At 63.4% G+C, this 22,238-nt stretch carries 19 protein-coding genes and 1 pseudogene; 7 read left to right on the top strand and 13 right to left on the bottom strand.

The features are described 5' to 3' along the window. Window position 1: 1 nt before the first annotated feature. The 5 genes and pseudogenes from ACOYQJ_RS20765 to ACOYQJ_RS20745 all read right to left on the bottom strand — a co-directional run bounded on the left by ACOYQJ_RS20765 (window position 2) and on the right by ACOYQJ_RS20745 (window position 6,637). Complete coding sequence (locus ACOYQJ_RS20765; RefSeq protein WP_422907918.1) at window positions 2-2,950, bottom strand: error-prone DNA polymerase; 2,949 nt, start codon at window positions 2,948-2,950, stop codon at window positions 2-4. 110 nt (window positions 2,951-3,060) lie between these two features. Continuing rightward, window positions 3,061-3,966, bottom strand: a complete 906-nt coding sequence (locus ACOYQJ_RS20760) for a metal ABC transporter permease (protein ID WP_422907917.1) — start codon at window positions 3,964-3,966, stop codon at window positions 3,061-3,063. A gap of 17 nt (window positions 3,967-3,983) precedes the next feature. Next, window positions 3,984-4,883, bottom strand: a pseudogene (locus tag ACOYQJ_RS20755) (metal ABC transporter permease); the annotation flags it as partial. A gap of 1 nt (window position 4,884) precedes the next feature. Next, window positions 4,885-5,661: a metal ABC transporter ATP-binding protein gene (locus ACOYQJ_RS20750; protein WP_422907916.1), complete on the bottom strand. Its 777-nt coding sequence runs from the start codon at window positions 5,659-5,661 to the stop codon at window positions 4,885-4,887. 1 nt (window position 5,662) lies between these two features. Further along, window positions 5,663-6,637: a metal ABC transporter solute-binding protein, Zn/Mn family gene (locus ACOYQJ_RS20745; protein WP_422907930.1), complete on the bottom strand. Its 975-nt coding sequence runs from the start codon at window positions 6,635-6,637 to the stop codon at window positions 5,663-5,665. A 216-nt stretch (window positions 6,638-6,853) separates the two neighbouring features. Between ACOYQJ_RS20745 and deoC the strand changes: the two genes are divergently transcribed. The 4 genes from deoC (at window position 6,854) to rlmH (ending at window position 11,330) form a co-directional block, all read left to right on the top strand. Continuing rightward, the gene (deoC, locus tag ACOYQJ_RS20740) at window positions 6,854-7,849 is read left to right on the top strand and encodes a deoxyribose-phosphate aldolase (protein WP_422907915.1); all 996 of its coding nucleotides are present in this window, start codon (window positions 6,854-6,856) and stop codon (window positions 7,847-7,849) included. Window positions 7,850-7,883: 34 nt separating this feature from the next. Next, complete coding sequence (locus ACOYQJ_RS20735) at window positions 7,884-10,220, top strand: aldehyde dehydrogenase family protein (protein WP_422907914.1); 2,337 nt, start codon at window positions 7,884-7,886, stop codon at window positions 10,218-10,220. Window positions 10,221-10,484: 264 nt separating this feature from the next. Next, the gene (gene rsfS, locus ACOYQJ_RS20730; RefSeq protein WP_422907913.1) at window positions 10,485-10,859 is read left to right on the top strand and encodes a ribosome silencing factor; all 375 of its coding nucleotides are present in this window, start codon (window positions 10,485-10,487) and stop codon (window positions 10,857-10,859) included. After that, a complete protein-coding gene (rlmH, locus tag ACOYQJ_RS20725; RefSeq protein ID WP_422907912.1) occupies window positions 10,860-11,330 on the top strand; it encodes a 23S rRNA (pseudouridine(1915)-N(3))-methyltransferase RlmH in 471 nt (156 codons plus the stop codon). It begins immediately after the preceding gene. A gap of 9 nt (window positions 11,331-11,339) precedes the next feature. On the opposite strand, the gene ACOYQJ_RS20720 is transcribed toward rlmH, so the two are convergent. The 7 genes from ACOYQJ_RS20720 to pcaD all read right to left on the bottom strand — a co-directional run bounded on the left by ACOYQJ_RS20720 (window position 11,340) and on the right by pcaD (window position 18,557). Next, a complete protein-coding gene (locus ACOYQJ_RS20720) occupies window positions 11,340-12,764 on the bottom strand; it encodes an amidase (RefSeq protein WP_422907911.1) in 1,425 nt (474 codons plus the stop codon). Then, window positions 12,748-13,047 carry an ArsR/SmtB family transcription factor gene (locus tag ACOYQJ_RS20715; RefSeq protein ID WP_422907929.1) on the bottom strand — a complete coding sequence of 100 codons (300 nt, stop codon included), beginning with the start codon at window positions 13,045-13,047 and terminating at the stop codon, window positions 12,748-12,750. The genes ACOYQJ_RS20720 and ACOYQJ_RS20715 overlap by 17 nt, the downstream gene beginning before the upstream one ends. Window positions 13,048-13,144: 97 nt before the next feature. Beyond that, window positions 13,145-14,377, bottom strand: a complete 1,233-nt coding sequence (locus ACOYQJ_RS20710) for a mandelate racemase/muconate lactonizing enzyme family protein (protein ID WP_422907910.1) — start codon at window positions 14,375-14,377, stop codon at window positions 13,145-13,147. A 90-nt stretch (window positions 14,378-14,467) separates the two neighbouring features. Continuing rightward, the gene (locus ACOYQJ_RS20705) at window positions 14,468-15,553 is read right to left on the bottom strand and encodes a Zn-dependent alcohol dehydrogenase (protein ID WP_422907909.1); all 1,086 of its coding nucleotides are present in this window, start codon (window positions 15,551-15,553) and stop codon (window positions 14,468-14,470) included. Window positions 15,554-15,674: 121 nt separating this feature from the next. Beyond that, entirely contained in the window at window positions 15,675-17,000 is a 1,326-nt protein-coding gene (locus ACOYQJ_RS20700) for a class-II fumarase/aspartase family protein (RefSeq protein ID WP_422907908.1), read from the bottom strand. A 27-nt stretch (window positions 17,001-17,027) separates the two neighbouring features. Next, window positions 17,028-17,738: an alpha/beta fold hydrolase gene (locus tag ACOYQJ_RS20695; protein ID WP_422907907.1), complete on the bottom strand. Its 711-nt coding sequence runs from the start codon at window positions 17,736-17,738 to the stop codon at window positions 17,028-17,030. A 30-nt stretch (window positions 17,739-17,768) separates the two neighbouring features. Then, the gene (gene pcaD, locus ACOYQJ_RS20690) at window positions 17,769-18,557 is read right to left on the bottom strand and encodes a 3-oxoadipate enol-lactonase (protein ID WP_422907906.1); all 789 of its coding nucleotides are present in this window, start codon (window positions 18,555-18,557) and stop codon (window positions 17,769-17,771) included. A gap of 122 nt (window positions 18,558-18,679) precedes the next feature. Between pcaD and ACOYQJ_RS20685 the strand changes: the two genes are divergently transcribed. Then, window positions 18,680-19,924 (top strand): SulP family inorganic anion transporter, encoded by a 1,245-nt coding sequence (locus tag ACOYQJ_RS20685; protein ID WP_422907905.1) that lies wholly within the window; start codon window positions 18,680-18,682, stop codon window positions 19,922-19,924. A 103-nt stretch (window positions 19,925-20,027) separates the two neighbouring features. Here the strand turns inward: ACOYQJ_RS20685 and ACOYQJ_RS20680 are convergent, their stop codons facing one another. Continuing rightward, window positions 20,028-20,456 (bottom strand): FKBP-type peptidyl-prolyl cis-trans isomerase, encoded by a 429-nt coding sequence (locus tag ACOYQJ_RS20680; RefSeq protein WP_422907904.1) that lies wholly within the window; start codon window positions 20,454-20,456, stop codon window positions 20,028-20,030. A gap of 228 nt (window positions 20,457-20,684) precedes the next feature. Here ACOYQJ_RS20680 and ACOYQJ_RS20675 point away from each other — a divergent pair, with 228 nt between their 5' ends. Continuing rightward, window positions 20,685-21,362 carry a haloacid dehalogenase type II gene (locus tag ACOYQJ_RS20675; protein WP_422907903.1) on the top strand — a complete coding sequence of 226 codons (678 nt, stop codon included), beginning with the start codon at window positions 20,685-20,687 and terminating at the stop codon, window positions 21,360-21,362. Further along, entirely contained in the window at window positions 21,362-22,183 is an 822-nt protein-coding gene (locus ACOYQJ_RS20670; protein ID WP_422907902.1) for an alpha/beta fold hydrolase, read from the top strand. Before ACOYQJ_RS20675 ends, ACOYQJ_RS20670 begins: the two co-directional genes overlap by 1 nt. Window positions 22,184-22,238: the final 55 nt, after the last annotated feature.

Raw genomic sequence — 22,238 nt, 5'->3', positions numbered from 1 at the left:
GTCACGCGCTTGCGCGGGGCGGGGGCAGCGCCCCCTTGCCGGGCCGTACAACAGGGTCGGGCGTCAAAATGGCGCGCAGCAGGGCCACAGGGTGTTCGCGCAGGGTCAGGCGCAGGGCGACGTAGTCTTCGACCACCTCTTCGCCGCGCGTCATCAGGGGCAGGTTGGCTGCGGGTTCGGCAATGGCTTCGCCGTCCATGTCCAAGGCGAAAAGTGGCAGTTCCGGGCCATTGGTCAGGGCCTTGGCCTCCCACAGGGCATCGCGGCGGTTCAGGCCGAGGGCGGCGAAGGCATCGGCTTCTGCCAGACGGGTGAGCAGTTTCGGGCTGAGCCCTGCACGCCGCCAGACATCCCGGACGGATTGGTAGCCGTTTCCGCGCGCCGCGGTGATCCAGCCCGCGTCCTCCTCGCTTAGCCCTTTGATCTGGCGAAAGCCCAGCCGCAGGGCAAGGCGGCCATCGTCGTCCGGCTCCATCCGGTTGTCCCAGAAGCTGGTGTTGATACAGACGGGCCGCACGGTAACCCCATGTTCGCGTGCATCGCGAACGATCTGTGCGGGCGCATAAAAGCCCATGGGCTGGGCGTTTAGAAGGGCGCAAGCGAAGATCCCCGGATGGTGGTATTTGATCCAGGCCGAGGCATAGACCAACAGCGCAAAGCTGGCGGCGTGACTCTCGGGGAAACCATAGGATCCAAAGCCCTCGATCTGGGAAAAGCAACGCTCGGCAAAGTCGGCGTCATAGCCGTTGCGGGCCATCCCCTTGAGGAACCGCCCCCGGAATTCCGAGACATTGCCGTGTTTCTTGAAGGTCGCAAGCGAGCGGCGCAGGCGGTCCGCCTCGTTCGGGGAAAAGCCCGCACCGATGATGGCGATCTGCATGGCCTGTTCCTGAAACAGCGGCACGCCAAGGGTTTTGCCCAGCACGGCGCCCAGCGCGTCCGAGGGGAAATGTACCTTTTCCTCGCCGTTGCGGCGGCGGATATAGGGGTGCACCATGTCGCCCTGGATCGGGCCGGGGCGGATGATGGCGACCTCGATCACCAGATCGTAGAAACTGCGCGGTTTCATACGGGGCAGAAAGTTCATCTGCGCGCGGCTTTCCACCTGAAACACCCCGACGCTGTCGGCTTTGCAGAGCATGTCGTAGACGCGCGAATCCTCGGGCGGCAGGGTGGCGAGACTGTATTTGGTCCCGTGGTGCCGGGTCATCAGGTCAAAGGCCTTGCGGATACAAGTGAGCATGCCAAGGCTGAGCACGTCGACCTTGAGAATCCCCAGCGCGTCGATGTCATCCTTGTCCCAGCAAATGACCGTTCGCTCGGCCATGCTGGCGTTCTCGACGGGGACAAGTTCATCCAGCCGCCCTTCAGTGATGATGAAACCGCCAACGTGTTGCGACAGGTGGCGGGGGAAGCCGATGATCTCGTAGATCAGCTCCATCGTCAGGCGCAGTTGCAAATCCTCGGGATCAAGGCCGATTTCACGCATGCGCTGGGCCTCGAGCCCCTTGGTCGAGAAAAACCCCCACAGTTGCGACGACAGCGCGCCGATGGTGTCCTGAGACAGGCCCATGGCGCGACCAACCTCGCGGATGGCGCGTTTGCCGCGATAGTGGATGACGGTGGCGCAAAGGCCCGCCCGGTGGCGGCCATAGCGTTCATAGATGTGCTGGATCACCTCTTCGCGGCGTTCGTGTTCGAAATCGACGTCGATATCTGGCGGTTCGTCCCGCGCCTCGGACACAAAGCGCTCAAACACCATAGTGCCGATTTCCGGGCTGACCGAGGTCACGCCAAGGGCATAGCAGACCACCGAATTGGCGGCGCTGCCCCGCCCCTGACACAGGATATCGCGCGAGCGGGCAAAGGCGACGATGTCGCGGACGGTCAGGAAGTAGGGTTCGTATTTGAGTTTGCTGATCAGCGTCAGTTCATGCTGCAGCATGGCGCGCACCTTGTCCGGGGCGCCTTGGGGGTAGCGCCACTGCAGCCCCTCATGGGCGAGGCGGGCAAGGCGCTGGCTGGCGGTTTCGCCATGGGCGATCTCTGAGGGGTATTCGTAACGCAACTCGGCCAGATCGAACTGGCAGGTTTCGGCCAGATCAGCCGCGCGGGCAATGGCGCCTGCGTGCGGACCCAGAAGGCGGCGCATGTCAGCCTCGGAGCGCAGGCGCTGTTCGCCATTGGCCAGCGCGGCGCGGCCCAGATCGCCGACGCGCTGGCCGGTGCGAATTGCGGTCAGCACATCGGCTAGGCGGCGGCGGCGCCCGTGATGCATGCGTGGGGCGGCGCTGGCCACGGTCGGGATGTTCAGGGTTTCGGCCAGCGCGGCCAGCGCGTCAAAGCGCGGGGCGTCCTGACCGTCGTATTGCGGCGCAAGGGCGAGGTGGATTTGCCCGGCAAAGCGGCGCGACACCTGCTGCGCCTGTGTCAGCCATCCGCCCGCGCCGCCTGTCGACGTTGGTGCCTGTTTCGGCGGGTGAAGGATCAGCCGCAGTCCTGACATGTCAGGGGGCAGATCACCAAGGCTGAGATCGCAATGACCTTTTTGGGCCCGCAGGCGCCCCTTGGAAATCAGGCGGCACAGAGTGGCCCATCCGGTGCGGGTGGCGGCAAGCGCGGTGACCTCGATCCCTTCGGACAGGCAAAGACGCGCGGCGGGGATCAGGCGAGGGACATTGTGGATATGCACCGAGGGCGGTTTGGGCAGATGCGCGGGCGCGGGCGGGCCGATTGGGCCATCGCGGGCCTCGGCCTTGCAGCGCTCGGCGATCTGGTGCCTGATCTCTTTGGCTTGGCTATGGGCGCGCACGATCCCGGCCACCGAATTGACATCCGCAATGGCGATGGCGCTGAGCCCCAGAAGGGCGGCACGCTCCATATACTCCTCGGGGTGGGAGGCCCCGGTGAGGAAGGTGAAGTTGGAGGTGATGCAGAGCTCGGCGAACATGACCGCAGTATATGTTCTTATTTTGTTCTTTTGGAGTCTCTTGTTTTCACGACAGGCGGGATGCGTCCTTGGTCCGCGGCGCGACATTGCATCAAAGCGAAAAGGATATTTCAGGCGCGTCTGTGCGGCGCGATCAGGGCGGCGATACCCAGAAACAGGCCCGAGATGGTGGCGATCATACCCGCTGCCGAGACCGAGGCCGCGGCCCCGATCCAAAGCGGGCCGTAGCCCGCGATCACATATCCCAGAACCGCCGAAAGCGCTGCAAACCCAAGCGACCAGAGGATCTGATGCTCCAGCCGGTTGGTCATCAGCCGCGCGGTGGCGGGCGGACAAATGAACATGGCGATCACGATGATCGAACCGACCGCATCAAAGGCGGCGACGGCGGCAAGCGCGGCCATGGCGACAATACCAAGTCCGATGGCTGTGGTGGGCAGGCCGAGCGATCGGGCAAAGCTTTCGTCAAAGGTCGAAAGCTTCATCGGGCGCCAGAACACCGCTGTGGCAAGGGCCAAACCGGCAAAGGTCACGGCCATGCGGAGCAGTTCAGGCGGCAGCAGGGCGAGGGCGGTGGGATCGGCAAGGGATTCCCACCCCAGCGCGTCGAGCCAGATCAGGCTTTCGAGATTGCCGTAAAGGGCGTGCTCGACATCCAGATGGACAGATGAGGTGTCGGACTGTTCAAGCAGCAGCACGCCGCCTGCAAACATCGCGGTAAAGACCACGCCCATCGCCGCCCCGGGTTCGACCCTGCCAAAACGACGAATCGCTTCGATCAGCAGAACCGAGAGCATAGCTGCCCCTGCGGCGCCAAGCATCATCGGTGCGGTGGTCACGGTGCCGGTGATCAAAAAGGCGACCACGATGCCGGGCAGGACAACGTGGCTGATGGCGTCGCCAATCAGCGCTTGGCGTCGAAGCAGCAGGAAGTTGCCCGGCAGGGCGCAGGCCATGGCCGCCAGCGTCCCGATCACCATCGGCGGCAGCGAGAGGGCGACAAATTCGTAGCCCATCAAGCCACCCTCTGGGGCTGCCGTCGCAGGCGGCGCTGACGCAAGGCTCCGGCAATCACACCGCGCGAGGGGGCAAAGAACATCGAAATTGCAAAAAGCGCCGCTGCGACAAGAACGATAATCGGCCCTGTCGGAAGGTCGGGCGCGGTGGCTGAGACAGCGGCACCGGCATGGCCCGAGACGCCTCCGAACAGACCCGAGAGCAGAACCACGCGGGCCGCATTGTCAGACCAGAACCGCGCGGCGGCGGCCGGGATGATCAACAGGGCGACGATCAGGATAAGCCCGACGATCTTCAGCCCCACCACGGTGACGGCCAGAACCAGCGTCATCAGCGCAAGGTCCAGCCGGTGCGTGTTGATCCCCTGCACACGGGCAAAACCTTCGTCAAAGGCGGTGATCAGAAGCGGGCGGCGCAGCGCCCAGATCGCCAGCAGGACCAGCGTGCCTCCGGCTGCGATCAGCAAGGCGTCGCTGCGCAACATCCCCGCCGTCGAGCCCAGAAGAAAGCTGTCGAGTCCGGCCTGTCGCCCCGCCTGCATGGTCTGGATCACCGTCAAAAGCACGATGCCAAAGCCGAAAAAGACCGACAGCACAGCCCCGATGGCCGCATCTTCGCGCAGCCGTGTGTGGCGTGTCAGCCAGCCTACCATCAGCAGGCCCAGCCAGGCGGACGCCGCGGATCCTGCCATCAGGCCGACAAGCGCGCGCCCCTCGCCGCCGAAACTGACCATCACCAGAAAGGCGATGGCGAGGCCCGGCAGGGTTGCATGGCTGACCGCGTCGGACACCAGCGACCGTTTGCGAAAATAGAGAAATGCCCCTACGACCCCTGCAGCAAGGCCAAGCGCCGTTGATCCCAGCGCCACCAGTGCCGCGTTGTAGCCCAGTTGCAGGGTGAGGGCGTCAAACAGCATCTTACGCCTTCAGCGACACGCGCCCGCCATAGGCGGCATCCAGATACTTTTGGGTAAAGGCACTGGCGACCGGGCCTTCGGCGATGCGGTGACGGTTGATCAGGAAAACCCGGTCAAAATAGTCTTCGACGGTGGACAGATCGTGATGCACGGCAACGACGGTGCGGCCCTCGTCGCGCAGTGATTTGAGGACGGCGATGATGGCGGATTCAGTCGCGGCGTCGACCCCGGCAAAGGGCTCGTCGAGCAGATAGAGGTCGGCTCCCTGGGCCAAGGCGCGGGCGAGGAACACGCGTTGCTGCTGGCCGCCGGACAATTGGCCAATTTGACGTTCGCCAAAGTCCTGCATGCCCACGCGTTCAAGACAGGCGAAAGCGGTGTCGCGGTGCGCCGGGCGGACGCGGCGGAACAGCCCGAGCTCCTGATAAAGACCCATCAACACAACGTCGATCACGCGAGTCGGGAAATCCCAGTCCACGCTGGCGCGTTGCGGGACATAGGCAATCCTTTTTCTCTGGCTCGCCAAGGGCTGCCCCCAAGCGGTACTTTGCCCGGCGAGCGATGGCACAATGCCAAGGGCGGCTTTCAATAAGGTCGATTTCCCGGCACCGTTGGGCCCGATTATGGCGGTCATGCTGCCTTGGACCACCGTCATGTCAATGTCCTGCACCACAGGGTCGGATGCGTAAGCCACCGACAAGCCGCGCAGCGCAAAGGGGCTGGCGGCAATGGCGCCTTCGGGAAGCGCGTTTTCGTAGGCAATATCACGCGGGCTCATATCATCCACCTGCCTTCAGGTTACCGGACATCCCACCCGCAGGCACATCTGCCCCGAGGGCTGCGGCGATAGTGGTCACGTTGTGGTCGATCATGCCGATATAGGTGCCTTCGTAGGTGCCGGGCTGGCCCATGGCATCCGAGAACAGCTCACCCCCGATGCGAACCTCATGCCCGCGCGCCGCGGCGCCTTCGATTAGCGCGCGGATATTGCGATCCGAGACCGAGCTTTCGACAAAGGCCGCCTTGATCTGTTTTTCGACCAGAAGATCGACAAGCGCGCCGATGCGTTGCAGGCCCGCTTCGGACTCGGTGGAAATGCCCTGAATGCCTTCGACGTCAAACCCGTATTCGCGCCCGAAATAGCCAAAGGCATCATGCGCGGTGACCAGAACACGGGCCTCCGGTGGCAATTTGGAAAGGGTGTCGCTGGCGTAGCTGTGCAGGTTGTCCAGTTCGGCCAGATAGCTTTCGGCATTGGCGGCAAAACTCACGCTGTGTTCTGGGCGCTGTTCGATCAGGGCGTCGCGCGTCGCTTCGACGGCAAAGCGCCACAGACGGGGGGCCATCCAGAGGTGCGGATCGGCGCGCCCTTCGTATTCGCTGTGGGTCAGGCGGACATCCTGCGGGGCGGCCTCGGCCACGGCGCGCACCGGAACGCGGCGCGCAAGGCCTTGAAGAAAGGTTTCAAGTTGCGCCTCAAGATACAGGCCATTCCACAAGACCAGATCGGCGCGGGTCATCGCCACGATATCCGAGCGGGTCTGGCGATAGCCATGCGGGTCAACACCCGGCCCCATCAGTGCGTGCACCGCAACCAGATCGCCGCCCACCGCGCGCGCGGCATCGGCGATCATGCCGGTTGTGGCAACCACATTCAGTGGCGCAGCAGCGAAAGCGCTGCGGGCAATCAGCGGGCTAACCATCATTCCAGCAAGAATACGGCGTCGGGTTAGTGGCACAGAAATCTCCTTCATCCAGTTGTATATGAGAGTCATTCGCAGAAGGTCAATGTTTTTGCGAATTATTCGCATCTGTGTCCGGGCGCGCGGCGATTGACGCCACTCAATTGCGCAAAACCGCCAACAAGGGGCCAATGGCATCGGCTGGCCCGCCGTCGCGGAACGCTTGTATTCCGACCCGTCCGGGGCCACTCTGACGCCCTGACTTGACCCAGTCGCAAGGAGGAGAGGATGGCCACATCCCAAACAGTCACCACCGGCAGCGCGCAGCTTCCGCTGGTACAAGAGGCCCGCAATCCGGGGATGGATCTGGATATGGACTGGGTGATGCGCGCCCGGGCCAATCGTTCAGCCATCGAGCGGCGCGCGGCCACCCTGCCGGGGCGGCGCAGCGTCAAGAAAGAGTATCAGGCGGCTTGGCTGGCGCGGGCGGTGTCCTGCATCGACCTGACGACCCTGGCCGGCGACGACACGGCGGGACGCGTGGCGCGGCTTTGCGCCAAGGCGCGGCAGCCAGTGCGCAGGGACCTGGAAAAGGAACTGGGGCTTGAGGGGCTGACGGTGGGCGCAGTCTGTGTCTATCACGACATGATCGCACCAGCAGTTTCGGCCTTGCAGGGTTCGGGCATCCCGGTGGCAGCGGTCAGCACGGGCTTTCCTGCGGGATTGTCACCCTTTCACCTGCGGGTCGCCGAAATCGAGGAAAGCGTCAAGGCAGGCGCCGCCGAGATCGATATCGTGATTTCCCGTCGCTTGGTTCTGACCGGGGATTGGCAGGGGCTGTATGATGAAATGCGCACCTTCCGCGCGGCCTGCGGCGAGGCCCACGTCAAGGCGATTCTGGCGACTGGGGAACTGGGCACATTGCAGAACGTGGCGCGGGCATCACTGGTGTGCATGATGGCGGGGGCGGATTTCATCAAGACCTCGACGGGCAAGGAAAGCGTCAATGCGACCTTGCCGGTGTCCTTGGTGATGATCCGCGCAATCCGCGAGTATCATGAAAGAACCGGCTTTCGCGTCGGCTACAAACCTGCGGGCGGGATTTCCAAAGCCAAGGATTCGCTGAACTATCTGGCGCTGATCAAGGAAGAACTCGGGGATCGCTGGCTGCGGCCTGACCTGTTCCGGTTTGGCGCCTCGTCACTTCTGGGCGATATCGAACGGCAGTTGGAACACTATGTGACCGGGGCCTATTCGGCCTCTTGGCGGCATGCGGCCGGATAAGCCCGGACCTGCGATTATTGAAAGAGACAAAGCCATGAGCGTCAGAGACATCTTCGAGAGCATGGATTATGGCCCCTCGCCCGAGGGCGCAGGTGATGCGCTGGCCTGGCTGGTGGATCAGGGCGACCGCTTTGGGCATTTTATCGACGGGGCCTTTACCGATCCCGGCGAGGGCTTTGACAGCCGCAATCCTGCGACGGGCGAGGTGCTGGCCACTTTGACCCAAGCGACACAGGCAGATGTTGAAACGGCGGTTGCGGCAGCGCGTCGGGCGCAGCCGGGTTGGGAAAAACTCGGTGGCAAGGGGCGCGCCCGCTATCTGTACGCGCTGGCGCGGCTATTGCAGAAACATTCGCGACTGTTCGCGGTTCTGGAGACGCTGGATAACGGCAAGCCGATCCGCGAGAGCCGGGATATCGATATCCCATTGGCGCAGCGGCATTTCTATTATCACGCGGGCATGGCGCAACTGATGGAGGCAGAACTGCCCGGCCGTCAGGCGTTGGGCGTTTGCGGCCAGATCATTCCGTGGAACTTTCCCTTGCTGATGCTGGCGTGGAAGATCGCACCGGCTCTGGCCATGGGCAACACGGTGGTTCTGAAACCTGCCGAGTGGACCTCGCTCACGGCACTGCTGTTTGCGGACATCTGCCGTCAGGCGGGGTTGCCCAAGGGCGTTGTCAACATCGTCACCGGCGATGGTGCGGTGGGCGAAATGATCGTGAATGCCGATGTCGACAAGATCGCCTTTACCGGCAGCACCGAGGTGGGGCGCAAAATCCGCGCGGCCACGGCGGGGCGCGGAATTGCGCTGACCTTGGAGCTGGGCGGCAAGAGCCCCTACATCGTCTTCGAAGACGCCGATCTGGATTCTGCTGTCGAAGGGCTGGTTGACGCGATCTGGTTCAATCAGGGTCAGGTGTGCTGCGCCGGATCGCGCCTTTTGGTGCAAGAGGGGATCGCCGAGCGCTTCCACGCCAAGTTGCGCGCCCGGATGGACAAGCTGCGGCTGGGCAATCCGCTGGACAAATGCATCGACGTCGGCGCGATCGTGGACCCGGTTCAACGCGACCGGATTGCCGCCTTGGTCGCGGACAGCGAGGGCGAGGTCTATCAGGCCGATTGCCCGGTGCCGAACGGCTGTTTCTATCCGCCAACCCTGATTACCGGACTGTCGCAGGCCGCGCATCTGATGCAGGAAGAGGTCTTTGGCCCTGTGCTGGTCTCTACCACCTTCCGCACGCCCTCCGAGGCGGTGCAACTGGCCAACAACACGCGCTATGGGCTGGCGGCCTCGGTCTGGTCCGAGAATATCAATACCGCGCTGGATGTGGCGCCCAAGCTGGCCGCAGGTGTTGTCTGGGTGAATGGCACCAACATGTTCGACGCGGCCGCAGGCTTTGGCGGAGTGCGCGAGAGCGGCTTTGGCCGCGAGGGCGGCTGGGAGGGGCTGTCTGCCTACACCCGCCCAGAGGGCAAGGCGAAACCGGTCAAAGTGATTGCGGCCTACGCCGGTGACGAAAGTGAGCCGCAGCCGGTGGACCGGACGGCCAAGCTGTATATTGGCGGCAAACAGACCCGCCCGGACAGCGGTTATGCCCGCAATTTTTATGACAAGAAGGGCAAGCTGATCGGACAGGCCCCGATCGGCAGCCGCAAGGACATTCGCAATGCCGTCGAGGCGGCGCGCGGGGCGTCAGGCTGGACAAGCGCCACGGCGCATCTGCGGGCGCAAGTGATCTACTACATCGCGGAAAACCTCGTGGCGCGCGAGGCCGAATTTGCCGCCCAGATCGACCGGATGACCGGCGGGCGCACGGGCACGAAAGAAGTCGAGGCTTCGGTGGATCGCCTGTTCACCTATGCGGCCTGGGCGGACAAGTTCGATGGCGACGTGCGCTCGGTCCCGATGCGCGGCGTGGCCCTGGCCATGCGAGAGGCCTGCGGCGTGATCGGCGCGTTTTGCCCCGATGACCTGCCGCTCTTGGGGCTTGTCTCGGTCATGGCGCCCGCGATTGCGATGGGCAACCGGGTTGTTCTTGTCGCCTCCGAACCCTTCCCCCTTGTGGCGACGGATTTCTATCAGGTGTTGGAAACCTCGGACGTGCCGGGGGGCGTGGTCAACATTCTGACCGGGTGCCACGCGGATTTGGCGCCGACTATGGCGGCCCACGCGGATATCGAGGCGGTCTGGTCATTTTCCTCGTCCGACCTGTCGAGCGAGATCGAACGTGGCGCGGCCGGCAACCTGAAACGCAGCTGGGTCAACCATGGCGCGGCGCGCGACTGGATGGGGGCCGAGGGCGAAGGCCGGGCCTTTCTGGAGGCCGCGACCGAGGTCAAAACGGTATGGGTGCCTTACGGTGCCTGATGGGTGGTGGCCATCCAGCCTTGCATTTGAAGCGTTTAGGGGTGGTGTCCGTTATGCGCCGCTTTGAAGCAGAGCTGTAAAAGAAGGCTGGTCTTTGCCGCCCGGCCTCTTCATAAGCCCCGAAATGTTGAGAAATGGCATTCGGGGTGCTATCTTTAGGATAGGCCGGGCGCCGGGGCCGATTGTGCGGCGTGAATTGTCAAGGAGGACATTGTCCTGACACCTAATACAGGTGCGGCCGATGCCGCAAATACTGGAAACCCGATGACGGGCGCATCCAAGACCGAAACGACCAGCGAAACGGTGCTGGCCGCAGTGCTTGAAAGTCTTACTGAAAACAAGGCCGAAGACGTCGTGCAAATCGATCTGCGCGGCAAGACATCCGTGTGCGATTACATGGTGATCTGCTCGGGGCGTTCTTCGCGTCAAGTCTCGGCAATAGCTGAGAAACTTGTTGAAGTGCTCAAGTCAGACTGTGGCGTCTATGCCAAGATCGAAGGCAAGGAAACCGGCGACTGGGTGCTGATCGACAGCGGTGATGTGGTGATCCATATCTTCCGCCCCGAGGTGCGCGAATTCTACCAGTTGGAAAAGATGTGGGTGCCGATGGCCAGCGGGGCCGCGCCGACGGGCGCGTAAGTGCGCCTGCATCTATGCGTCGTGGGCCGCCTTCGGGCGGGGCCTGAACGTACGCTGATCGACGACTATCTCAAACGATTCGACCGGACCGGGCGGGCACTTAGCCTTGGCCCGGTGACGGTGCATGAGGTTGAGGATCGCAAAGGCGGCGGAATGGCCGCCGAGGGCGCGCTGTTGCGCAAGGCGATTCCCACTGGCGCGCGTCTGTGCTGCATGGATGAGCGCGGCAAGGTGATGACGTCGCCACAGTTTGCCGACTGGATGGCGGGCGTGCGCGACTACGGCGCCAGTGATCTGGCCTTTGTCATCGGCGGCGCGGATGGCATTGATCCCGAATTGCGCGCCGAGGCGGATTTGTCCCTATCCTTTGGTCAGATGGTCTGGCCCCATATGTTGGCCCGGGCGATGCTGACCGAGCAACTTTATCGTGCGGCGTCCATTCTGGCGGGCAGTCCCTACCACCGGGTCTGATGCGGCGCGTCAGCCGGGAATTGGATCAATCGGCGTTTGCGCAAAGCCGATCCGCTCTTCCAGCGCGCGGGCCACTTGTAGCAAGCGCGCTTCGCCGCGCGGTTGACCTATCAGCTGGATACCGACAGGCAAGCCGCTGTCGGTAAACCCAAGCGGCAACGACAAGGCGGGCAGGCCGCACAGCGTTGCCGGATAGGCAAAGACCAACCACGACAGGTAGTCCTTGGAAGGAACGCCTGCGACCTCGGTTGGGTATTCCACCGATTGTGGCAAGGGCGGCAAGCCGCTGACCGGGCAGGCCAGAACGTCCATGCCGGACAGGAACCCGCGCATATCCTGATAAAGGCGCGAGCGTGTGGTGATCGCCTCGGCCAGATCTTCGGTTTTCAGGGCGCGTCCGTCTTCGATGTTCTGCAACAGCGTGGGTTTGTAGTGTTTTGTGATCCGCTCAGGCGTCTTGCGGGCCTGCGCCCAGAAACCAAGCGCACGCAGGGCGCGGAAACAGGTGTCAGCATCTTTCAGCGGCGGGGCGGCGTCCTCGACCGAGACACCTTCGCCAGCAATGGCGGTCAGCCCGGCGCGCAGGATGCCCTCCATCTCCGAGGTCACCGGGGCAAGGCCGCCCAGATCGGCGGAAAACCCGATGCGGATAGTGCCGGCATCAGCAAGGCAAGCGTCCAGATAGCTTTGCGCTGGGGCCGGGTAAGACACCGCCGAGGTGGGGTCAAACCCCGCCATGGCATCCAGAAACAGCGCGCAATCCGCGACGTTGCGCGCCATCGGCCCCTGAACGGGCAGGGTGTCAAAGGTATTGGGCCCGCCACCAAGGGCCACGCCCGGCGAGGGGCGCAATCCGACAATACCGCAAAAGCTGGCCGGGGTGCGCAGGCTGCCACCAAGGTCCGAGCCATGGCTGAGCCAAACCTCACCCGTGGCCAGCCCTGCCGCGGCCCCGCCGGAGGATCCGCCCGCGTTCATCTTGGTATTCCAAGGGTTGTGAGTGGGGCCATAGACCGGATTGAAGGTATTTGCCCCGGCGCCCATTTCGGGTGTGTTGGTCTTGCCAATCACCACGCCGCCGCGCGATTCAAGACGCAGGACCAGGGGATCGGACGCATCTGGGATGAAATCGGCCAGGGCGGGCGTACCCCAAGTGGTGCGTACACCGGCAACCGGGGTCAGGTCCTTGATGCCGATGGGCAGCCCGGCCAGCACACTGGAGCGATCAGCGGACTTGGCGGCCTCATAGGCGCGTTCGGCGCAGGTTGCGACCATGGCGTTGATCGCGGGGCTTGACTGTTCAATCCGCGAAAGGCTGGCGTCGATCAACTCGGCCACGGTCACTTCGCCGGTCTTCAAGGCAGCGATGGCCTGCCTTGCGGTCAGGCGGCACACTTCCGGGCCAGAGTAGGTCGTCTCAGGCGCAGCTGCCATCGGAACCTGCGCAGAACATCTCGTACAGCAGGCCAATCACCCGGCTCGTGTTCTCGTTCGCAAGGGAATAATAGATCGTCTTTCCATCGCGGCGTGTAACGACCAGCCCTTCTTCGCGCAGCCTTGCAAGCATCTGGCTGACCGCTGCCTGACGAATGCCAAGAAGCTCTTCCAGCTCGCCCACGGATTTTTCGCCCGAGCCCAGATGGCAAAGAATCATCAGCCGCCCTTCATGCGCCAGCGTCTTGAGAAACGCAGCCGCATTCTGGGCGTTGGAGGCCATCTCATCGGGCGGGGCTGGAGGCTGATGCTGGTTCACTGGGCATATTCTCACACAATTCGATGGCCCAATATATCAGCCTGATTCGGAAAAGGCGAGATCATGGATCGGATGCCGGGGCGCCACCCTGAAAATTGTTGCCCTCTGCGTAATTGCAGGGCTCATCCTGCATTTCGAGATGCAGCGCTGAGCCCGTGTAGGGATGCGCGCGGGCAAGGTCTTCGTCGACCTCGATACCAAGTCCGGGGGCCTGCGGCGCCGGGACAAAGCCGTTCTCGACACGGATGCTGCCTTTGATCAGGGCATCGTGGAACGGGGTTTCGATGGTTTCGGCGATCAGCAGATTGGGAATGGCAGCGGCCAGCTGGATGTTGGCCGCCCATTCAATGGGGCCGGCGTAAAGGTGCGGGGCCATTTCGGCGTTGAAGCTTTCAGCAAGCGCGGCGATCTTGCGCGCCTCCCAGATGCCGCCCGCACGACCAAGCGCCGGTTGCAGGATCTTGGCGCCGCCGGTGCGCAGAACCGTGGCAAATTCCGCGCGTGTGGTCATCCGCTCGCCCGTAGCGATGGGGATGCGGACCGCTTGCGCGACCTGCTGAAACTCCAACAGGTTGTCCGGCGGGATCGGCTCTTCGAACCACAGCGGGTTGTAGGGCTCGATCGCGTGCCCAAGGCGGATGGCGCCGGATGTGGTGAACTGGCCATGGGTGCCAAAGAGCAGATCGGCGCGGTCGCCCACGGCCTCGCGGATGGCTTTGCAAAAGGCGATGGATTGGGTGATGTCGGAGATCGCGGGCTGGTGCCCGCCATGCATGGTGTAGGGGCCCGCCGGGTCGAATTTGACAGCGGTGTAGCCGCGCTGAACGCAATCGGCGGCGGCTTCGGCGGCCTGATCCGCCGAGGTCCAGAAATCCGCCATTTTGTGCTGCGGCAAGGGGTAGAGGTAAGTGTAGGCGCGGATGCGCTCGTTCATCAGCCCGCCGATCAGCGCCCAGACGGGGCGGCCTCGCGCCTTGCCCAGAATATCCCAGCAGGCGATTTCGAGGCCAGAGAACGCGCCCATCACCGTCAGGTCGGGGCGTTGGGTGAACCCCGAGGAATATGTGCGGCGGAACATGCGTTCCACGTTTTCCGGGTTTTCGCCTTCAAAGTAGCGCTGAAAGACGTCCTTGATGACAGCCTGCATGGCATCCGGGCCGACAGAGGCGGCATAGCATTCGCCCCAACCGCTGATGCCGCAAGCGGTGGTCAGCTTGACGAGGATCCAATAGCGCCCGCCCCAGCCCGGCGCCGGTGGCGCGGTCACGATGATATCGAGGTTTCGCAGTTTCATGCGGCGCGTTCCTTTTGAGACCTGCCGGATCATGATGTGATCCGACCCGTCGGGAAATTTAAGAACCGGTGAAGGGCAGGGCGTGGTCCATCATGTATCAAACAGGATAACGTTGCGACGGGCCTTGCCGGTCTTGGTGTCGGCGATGGCTTCGTTGATTTGGTCGAGACGCCAGCGGTTCGAAACCAGCTCATCAAGCTTCAGGCGGCCCTGACGGTAGAGATCGGCCATCCAGGGGATGTCGCGCTGGATCACCACGTCACCCATTTTCGAACCGATCATGTGCTGGCCCATGAAGGCGGGCACGACCGGTTCGTATTCGGCCATGGCGCCGGTGGCGGGCATGCCGACCATGACCATGCGCCCGCCCCAGCCCATGTAGCGCAGCGCATCGTTGTAGGCGGGGATGGCGCCGACAGTGACGGCGACCACATCGGCACCCCGGCCCAAGGCCTTGAACGCCTGTTTCCATGGTTCTTTGGAGGTGGCAAGCACACCGTGGGTGGCGCCGAATTCCATGGCGTCGTCAAGTTTTTCTTCGCTCATGTCGACGGCGACGATGCGACGGGCCCCGGCGATACGCGCGCCTTGAATGGCGTTCAACCCAACGCCGCCCGCGCCAATGACCACCACGTCTTCGCCCGCCCGCAGGCCCGCTGCATTCACCACCGCGCCGATGCCGGTGATCACGCCGCAGGCCAGCAGCGCTATGCTTTCTGCGGGCATATCCTCGGGCATTTTGACGATCTGGGTGGGATCGACAATCACGCGTTCGGCGAAGGCGCCGCAGTTCATGGATTTGACAACTTCGGTGCCATCCGGGCGCGTCAGCGGCGAGGGTTCGGGTTTTGCCCCGTCACAGATCGTCGGTTTGCCGGTCGCGCAATTGGCACAGCTTCCACAGGATTTGATCAGGGTGACGACAACGCGGTCGCCTATGGCAAAGCCCTGCACGTTTGCGCCAAGGGCAGTGATGCGCCCGGCAGCCTCGTGGCCATAGACAGCCGGAAGATCGCCGCCCCACGCGCCCTCGGCATAGGAGATGTCGGAATGGCAGATCGCCACAGCTTCGAGGGTCACTTCGACTTCGCCGGGGGTGGGCGCGCGCAGGTCCAGATCTTCGATTACAAGCGGTGCGCCGAAGTCTGTGCATACGGCCGCTTTGATCCGTGTCATGCCTACCATCTCCCTGATTTGTTTTTTGGGCAGGGTGCGACGGGCAGACCCCCCGCGCAAGATGGAATTTCAACAGTTACGTGGCGGCGCACCGGGCGTCGCCGCTGGTTTGGCGTTGGGATCAGATCTGCGAGACGGCCTGGGCGAAGGCGCGCGCCTCGGCCGGGGCGGTGCCCAGCTGCCGTGATGTGTCGAATAGGTCGCTCGGCAGCCCGGGAAAGGCGGCGCGGGCGATGTGTTCCAGCGGCTCGCCGGTTTCGCGCGCCTGAGCGCACAGCTTTTTGGTGGCGGCTTGGGCTTCGGGGCGGGGCATTTCCTTGGCGAGGGCGAAGGAAAGGGCCTCGGCCAAGATCAAACCGCCGGTGCTGTCCAGAGTGGCCTGCATCGCGGCGGCGTTCGGTTGCAGGCTCTGCGCCAGATTGGCCGCGTGGCTCAGGGCCGCGGCGCAGGTCAGAACCAGTTGCGGCAGGGTCAGCCATTCGGTGAACCACGCCGCGCCATCACGTTGCTGGGCATGGACGGCAGTGCCCTGAAGCGTCGCGTTCAGCCCCCGCGCATGGGCGGCAAGAGCGACAAGTGCCGAGGGGCCGACAGGGTTCTGCTTTTGCGGCATGGTCGAAGACGCGCCAGAGCCACCAAGCGTGACCTCGCCAATGCCGGACTGAACGGCAAGGACCAGATCCTGCCCCATTTTGCCCGCCGCAAGCGTGGCGCGCGTCATCCAGTCGGCAATACGCAGGATTGGGGTGCGGTCGGTGTGCCAGCTGCGCCCGGGATCGCCAAGCGCCAGTTTTGCGGCTAAATCGGCCCGAATGGCAGCGGGGTCCGGCCCAAGAACAGAAGCCGTGCCTGCGGCGCCAGAGAGCGAGACCAGAAGGCAGCTTTTCTGAAGCTCAGGCAGAGCCTCAAGCGCGCCGATAAACGGCCAGCCCCATGAAGCGACCTGTGCGCCAAAGCTGGTAGGCGTGGCGTGCTGACCATAGGTGCGCGCCGCCATCGGCGTATCTGCATGCGTAGCGGCGAGGCGTCCGAGGCCGGTGAGGGTTTCCCTGAGTTGCCCCTCCATCTGCCCCAGCGCCTGTCGCAGGCGCAGCATCAGCCCGGTGTCCTGAATATCCTGCGAGGTTGCTCCCCAATGCAGGTATTGCCCATGCTCGGGGGCTTGCATCGCCTCACGAAAGGCACTCACCAGAGCGGGGGTTGTCACACCGTTCTGCCCGGTGGCATTTGCCAAAGCGCCCGGATCGATCTGGATTTCAAGGCTGGCGCGGTGGATCGCGGCTGCCGAAACCTCGGGGATCACACCATGGGCAGCCTGCACCGATGCCAAGGTGCCTTCGACCAACATCATCGCCCGGATTTCAGCCGTATCCGAAAACAGGCGGGCGGTATCGCCGGTCGGGAAAAGCTGGTGCAGGTGGGCGCTGTCGAAGGGGGTGGCTGGCATGGTCGTCCTCGTCTGATTACGCAGGGTTTAGGCGCCTCGGGCGATACTGTCGAGGGTCCGGGCAAGCCCCTTGGGGTCGGCAAAGAAGGGCGAATGCGAGGTCGGCATCTCGCATACGTTTTTGGCAGGCAGTTTGGCAGCCATCATGTCCTGCAATTCCGGCGGAATGGCGCGGTCGTCGCGGCAAACTATATAGTTCCGCGGGGGCGTCACCTGCGCATCGTTGGGCAGGGCAGTTTCCATCGGCTCAATGGGCTGCGGGCATAGGTTCTGGAGGGCAAAGGTGACAGTTTCGGCAGGGCAATCGTGGTAGAACAGCGCTCGCGTCATGTCCTTGTCAAACGTCATGGTGATGCCGTCCGGCGCCTTGCGGATCGCGGGCACCAAGGGCTGGCGATCTGCCAAGCGGCGCATGTCAGCAAGGGTCAGATCCTTCCAGGGCGTATAGGCGCAGACATAGACAAGGCGGGCGATCTGATCGGGCGCAATTTGCGCGGCGCGGGTGATCGGATAGCCGCCCATGGAGTGGCCGACAAGGATGGTGGGGCCGTCGAGCTTGCCCACGATCGCCTGCGCATACAGGTCCAACGTCACTTGATCCGCAGGCGTTTCGTCGTCGCCGTGTGACGGCAGGTCCATGGCACGGGCGGTGTGGCCCAGCGCCTCAAGCGCAGGGATCACGTCGCGCCACGCCCAGGCGCCATGGCAGGCGCCGTGAATCAGAAGGAAGTTTGCCAAGGGGGTCTCCGCCGCAAGTCCGGCCGTTGATCAGGCCACGCCCTGAGCCTTGAGGAATTCGGTCAGGATGGCCGCGTATTCGGCGGGCTTTTCCACGCAGGGCAGATGGCCCGCGCCTTGGATTAGCTTGGTGTCCGAACCCGGGATCAGGCCAAGGGTTTCGCGCACCAGATCGGGCGGGGTCGAGCCGTCCTCGGACCCGGCGATCCCCAACGCGGGCAAGCGCAAAGACGCGGTGGTGGTAAAAAAATCTGTTCCCGCAATGGCGGCGCCGCAGCCCATCCAGCCGGCTGCCGGGCAGCGCAGGAACATGTTGCGCCATGCATGGAAATCGGAGGTCGTGTGGAACGGCCGGGCAAACCAGCGCTGCATGGTCGCATCGACCACTGTGCTCAGGCCGCCCGCGGCGACGGCGTCGATCCGTTCCTGCCACATCTCGCGGGTGCCGATCTTGGCGCCGGTGTTCGACAGCACCACGGCGCGCACCAGATCAAGGCGCTTGGTCGCCAGTCCCTGGGCGATCATCCCGCCGATGGACAGGCCGACAAAGATCGCGTCCTTGAAACCGTGCCGGTCCATAAGGTGTTCGGTATCGGCGATCAGCTGACCCATGGTGTAAGGGCCCGAGGGGCAATCGGACAGCCCATGCCCGCGCTTGTCGAAGCGCAGGATACGCAGGCCCTTGGGCAGCAGCGGCAGAATGGGATCCCACAGGCGCAGATCGGTCCCAAGGGAGTTGGCGAAGACAACTGGCGTGCCATCCTCGGGGCCATCGATGCGGTAGTGCAGGTGAAGCCCATCAAAGTTAGCCATATGCATGCTGAAAACTCCCGTTTTTCTCCACTCTAAACCTATGGCGGCGGGGCGGAAAGGGGCCTGAGCGTCTTTCAGTTGCCTTGGCGGGCTCTGAGGCCTATCGCTTGGCTATGAAACCCAAGATTTTGACGACTCTCCCGAGCTATACCAAGCAGGCTTTGCTGGCGGATGCGCTGGCTGGGGTCAGCGTGGCCATGGTGGCCTTGCCGTTAAGCCTTGCCATCGCGATTGCCTCGGGGGCCGATCCGGCCAAGGGGCTGGTCACTGCGATTGTCGGCGGCTTGCTGATCTCATTGCTGGGCGGCAGCCGGGTACAGATCGGCGGGCCGACTGGAGCCTTTATCGTGGTGGTCTTTGGCACGATCATGGCGCACGGCTATGACGGTTTGGTTCTGGCGACCTTCATGGCGGGGATCATCCTTTTGATCGCAGGGTTTCTGCGGGCCGGGAACCTTGTGGCCTATGTGCCCGAAGCGGTGATCCATGGGTTCACCATCGGGATCGCTGTGATCATCGCGACAAGTCAGCTCAAGGATCTGTTCGGGCTGCAGGCGGAGGCCCTGCCAGCCGAGTTCTTTGAAAAGCTGGCAGCACTGTGGGCCGCTCGGGCCAGCCTGAACCTGCCGGCGCTGGGCATTGGTGTGGCGACAATGCTGGGTATCCTTATCCTGCGGAGGGTTTTTCCGAAACTGCCGGGGCTGATCGTGGCGGTTGGGGCAAGCTCGGCGGTGGTCAGCCTGTTTGGATTGCCGGTCGAGACGATCCATTCGCGCTTTGGTGATCTGCCAAGCACGTTGCCGGTTCCGATGCTGCCTCAGATCACATGGGAGCGGGTGACGGAATTGCTGCCCTCTGCTTTTGTGATCGCCTTCCTTGCCGGGGTTGAATCGCTGCTTTCTGCAATGGTGGCGGATCGCATGATTGGCGGGCAGCACCGCCCGAATGCCGAGGTGCTGGCGCAGGGCGCGGCGAACATCGGTTCGGCCTTGTTTGGCGGGATGCCCGCGACCGGAGCGATCGCGCGGACGGCGACCAACGTGCGCGCCGGTGGACGTACCCCGGTGGCCGGCGTCGTGCATGCGCTGGTGATTTTGGTGGTGATGCTGGTTGCCGCGCCCTTGGCGGGATACCTCGCCATGCCAGCGCTGGCCGGGCTTTTGGTGCTGACCGCATGGAACATGAGCGAGCCGGACAAATGGGCGGGCTATCTAAGGATGCGGAGGTCAGATCTGGCGCTGTTGCTGTTGACCATGGTGCTGACGGTGGTGGCGGACTTGACCATTGCCATCGGCGTGGGTGTGGCGATTGGGCTGGCACTGCGGTTGCGCAGGCGCGGCGTTCCAGCGGATTGGACCCCGCGAGACAAATGAAAAGGGCGGGGAAGACCCCCGCCCTGCGTCAAAGCGTTTCACGGTGTATCAGGTGTTTCCCGAAACGCCGTGCTGATCCAAGGACGTGACGCCCCGGGCGTAATTACGCGATTTCGACCAATTCGATGTCAAAGGTCAGGTCTTTGCCTGCCAGCGGGTGATTGGCGTCGAGGGTCACTTCGGTCTCGGTCACTTCGGTAACGGTCACGGGCATGACCTGGCCTGTTGGGGTCTGGACCTGAAGCTGAAGGCCGACCTCAAGCGGGATATCGGCGGGGATTTCGGCGCGCGGCACGGCTTGCATGGCCTCGGGGTTGGGGTGGCCGTAAGCCTCGTCTGCGGGGATCTCGACTTTTTTCTTGTCGCCGACGGTCATGCCGGACACGGCTTTGTCGAAACCGGGGATGACCTGACCGGTGCCCACGGTGAATTCCAACGGATCGCGACCCGCCGAGCTGTCAAAAGTGCTGCCGTCCTGCAGAGTGCCAGTGTAGTGAATGCGAACTGTGTCGCCGGATTTAGCCTGCGTCATAAGGGGGCTCCGATATGTTTGGGGGGTTCATGTAAGAGGCCGGGGCGCCCCGGGTGCTCTTTTCGATCCCCGTCAAAATAGGGTGAGTTGACCGGATTTGCAAACACTGGGCGGTGCGGCGCATGGCGAGGTCCGATTTTCGGGCATCGAGAAACAGAAGAAGGCGGCGGCGGGCTTTTCCATGGCGGCGCGCTGTGTCAGGGTTCGCCCGGAAAGCGGGAGGCGCTGATGACGATCCGGGTTTGTGTATTTGATGCCTACGGCACTTTGTTCGACGTTTCCGCCGCTGCGCGTATCGCGGCCGAGCAGCCGGGACGAGAAGCCTTGGCCGAAGTCTGGCCGGTGCTGGCCGAGGACTGGCGACGCAAGCAGTTGGAATACAGTTGGCTGCGGGCGGTGACGGGGGACCATGTGAGTTTCTGGCAGGTCACGCAGGATGGGCTGGACTGGGCGCTTGAGAAAGCCGGGCTTGATGATCCTGAACTGCGAGAACTTCTGCTGGCGCTGTATTGGGAACTGGCCGCCTACAAAGAGGTGCCGATGATGTTGGCGCAGTTGAAGGCGCGCGGGTTGTCCTGCGCGATCCTGTCCAACGGCAGCCGCGACATGCTGGAGGGGGCGGTCGATCATTCAGGTGTTGGTCTGTATCTGGATGCGATCCTGTCGGTTGACGATGTGGGCATCTTCAAGCCCGCCAAAGCGGTTTACGACATGGTTGGCGCCAAGTTCGGCTGTGCCCCGGATGAGGTGCTTTTCGTATCGTCGAATGGCTGGGATGCTGCGGGCGCTTCGGCCTATGGGTTCCAGACCGTCTGGGTGAATCGCGCCGGTCTGCCGATGGATCGGCTGATGGCGCACCCGGCGCATGTTCTGACTGATCTAACCACAATTCCGGAGCTTGTCTGATGTCACGTTTCTTTGCTTCTGACGGGGTAGCCCTGCACTACAGCGATGAGGGCGAAGGGCTGCCGTTGCTTTGCCTCGCGGGGCTGACGCGGGATGTGCACGACTTTGATTATGTCGCACCGCATCTGGAGGGCGTGCGGCTGATCCGGATGGACTATCGCGGGCGTGGACAGTCGGACTGGGCGCCGCATGAGACCTATCAGATCCCAGTTGAAGGGCGCGACGCACTTGAGCTGCTGGATCATCTGGGGCTTGAGAAAGCGGCGGTGCTGGGCACGTCGCGCGGCGGGCTGATTGCCATGGTGCTGGCGGCGACTGCCAAGGACCGGCTTCTGGGCGTCGCTTTGAACGACATCGGGCCAGAGATCGCGGATACAGGTCTTGAGGTGATCAAGGGCTATCTGGGGCGCAACCCGCCGTGGAAAAGTTTTGAAGAGGCGGCGGAAAAGCGCGCCGCCGCCATGACCGCCTTTGCCAACCTGCCCGAGGGGCGCTGGCTGGACGAGGCGAAGAAGCTGTACCGTCAAGGCAAGGACGGTTTGGTCATTCCCTACGATCCGAAACTGCGAGAAGCGGTTCTTGAAAGCGGCGCGAATCCGGCGCCCGACCTTTGGCCGCTGTTCGACGCGCTGGCGGGATTGCCCCTGTGCGCGATCCGGGGGGCGAATTCGGACCTTTTGTCCGAGGACTGCTTTGCCGAGATGAAGAAGCGGCGCCCGGATATGATCGCGGTCGAAGTGCCGGATCGCGGGCATATACCGTTTCTCGACGAAGCCGAGTCGCTGGATGCCTTGGAGCGCTGGCTGAAGATGCTGCGGTAAACGCAGTACGGCGCTGGTTCCGGCCAAAGGCCGAAACGCCGCCCCGCCCACCGTC

Source organism: Pacificoceanicola algae (assembly GCF_049341065.1).
Classification (GTDB): domain Bacteria; phylum Pseudomonadota; class Alphaproteobacteria; order Rhodobacterales; family Rhodobacteraceae; genus Pacificoceanicola.
The sequence above is the reverse complement of the archived record's forward strand: the minus strand, read 5'-3'. Positions and strand labels throughout refer to the sequence as shown.

What these genes read in the sequence shown, in the direction of transcription:
- ACOYQJ_RS20765 (WP_422907918.1), bottom strand. Translation starts at nt 2,950, where the DNA reads ATGTTCGCCGAGCTCTGCATCACCTCCAACTTCACCTTCCTCACCGGG.
- ACOYQJ_RS20745 (WP_422907930.1), bottom strand. Translation starts at nt 6,637, where the DNA reads ATGAAGGAGATTTCTGTGCCACTAACCCGACGCCGTATTCTTGCTGGA.
- ACOYQJ_RS20675 (WP_422907903.1), top strand. Translation starts at nt 20,685, where the DNA reads ATGACGATCCGGGTTTGTGTATTTGATGCCTACGGCACTTTGTTCGAC.
- deoC (WP_422907915.1), top strand. Translation starts at nt 6,854, where the DNA reads ATGGCCACATCCCAAACAGTCACCACCGGCAGCGCGCAGCTTCCGCTG.
- ACOYQJ_RS20670 (WP_422907902.1), top strand. Translation starts at nt 21,362, where the DNA reads ATGTCACGTTTCTTTGCTTCTGACGGGGTAGCCCTGCACTACAGCGAT.
- ACOYQJ_RS20705 (WP_422907909.1), bottom strand. Translation starts at nt 15,553, where the DNA reads ATGACACGGATCAAAGCGGCCGTATGCACAGACTTCGGCGCACCGCTT.
- ACOYQJ_RS20750 (WP_422907916.1), bottom strand. Translation starts at nt 5,661, where the DNA reads ATGAGCCCGCGTGATATTGCCTACGAAAACGCGCTTCCCGAAGGCGCC.
- pcaD (WP_422907906.1), bottom strand. Translation starts at nt 18,557, where the DNA reads ATGCATATGGCTAACTTTGATGGGCTTCACCTGCACTACCGCATCGAT.
- ACOYQJ_RS20715 (WP_422907929.1), bottom strand. Translation starts at nt 13,047, where the DNA reads ATGGCCTCCAACGCCCAGAATGCGGCTGCGTTTCTCAAGACGCTGGCG.
- ACOYQJ_RS20700 (WP_422907908.1), bottom strand. Translation starts at nt 17,000, where the DNA reads ATGCCAGCCACCCCCTTCGACAGCGCCCACCTGCACCAGCTTTTCCCG.
- ACOYQJ_RS20680 (WP_422907904.1), bottom strand. Translation starts at nt 20,456, where the DNA reads ATGACGCAGGCTAAATCCGGCGACACAGTTCGCATTCACTACACTGGC.
- rsfS (WP_422907913.1), top strand. Translation starts at nt 10,485, where the DNA reads ATGACGGGCGCATCCAAGACCGAAACGACCAGCGAAACGGTGCTGGCC.
- ACOYQJ_RS20735 (WP_422907914.1), top strand. Translation starts at nt 7,884, where the DNA reads ATGAGCGTCAGAGACATCTTCGAGAGCATGGATTATGGCCCCTCGCCC.
- ACOYQJ_RS20720 (WP_422907911.1), bottom strand. Translation starts at nt 12,764, where the DNA reads ATGGCAGCTGCGCCTGAGACGACCTACTCTGGCCCGGAAGTGTGCCGC.
- ACOYQJ_RS20710 (WP_422907910.1), bottom strand. Translation starts at nt 14,377, where the DNA reads ATGAAACTGCGAAACCTCGATATCATCGTGACCGCGCCACCGGCGCCG.
- ACOYQJ_RS20760 (WP_422907917.1), bottom strand. Translation starts at nt 3,966, where the DNA reads ATGGGCTACGAATTTGTCGCCCTCTCGCTGCCGCCGATGGTGATCGGG.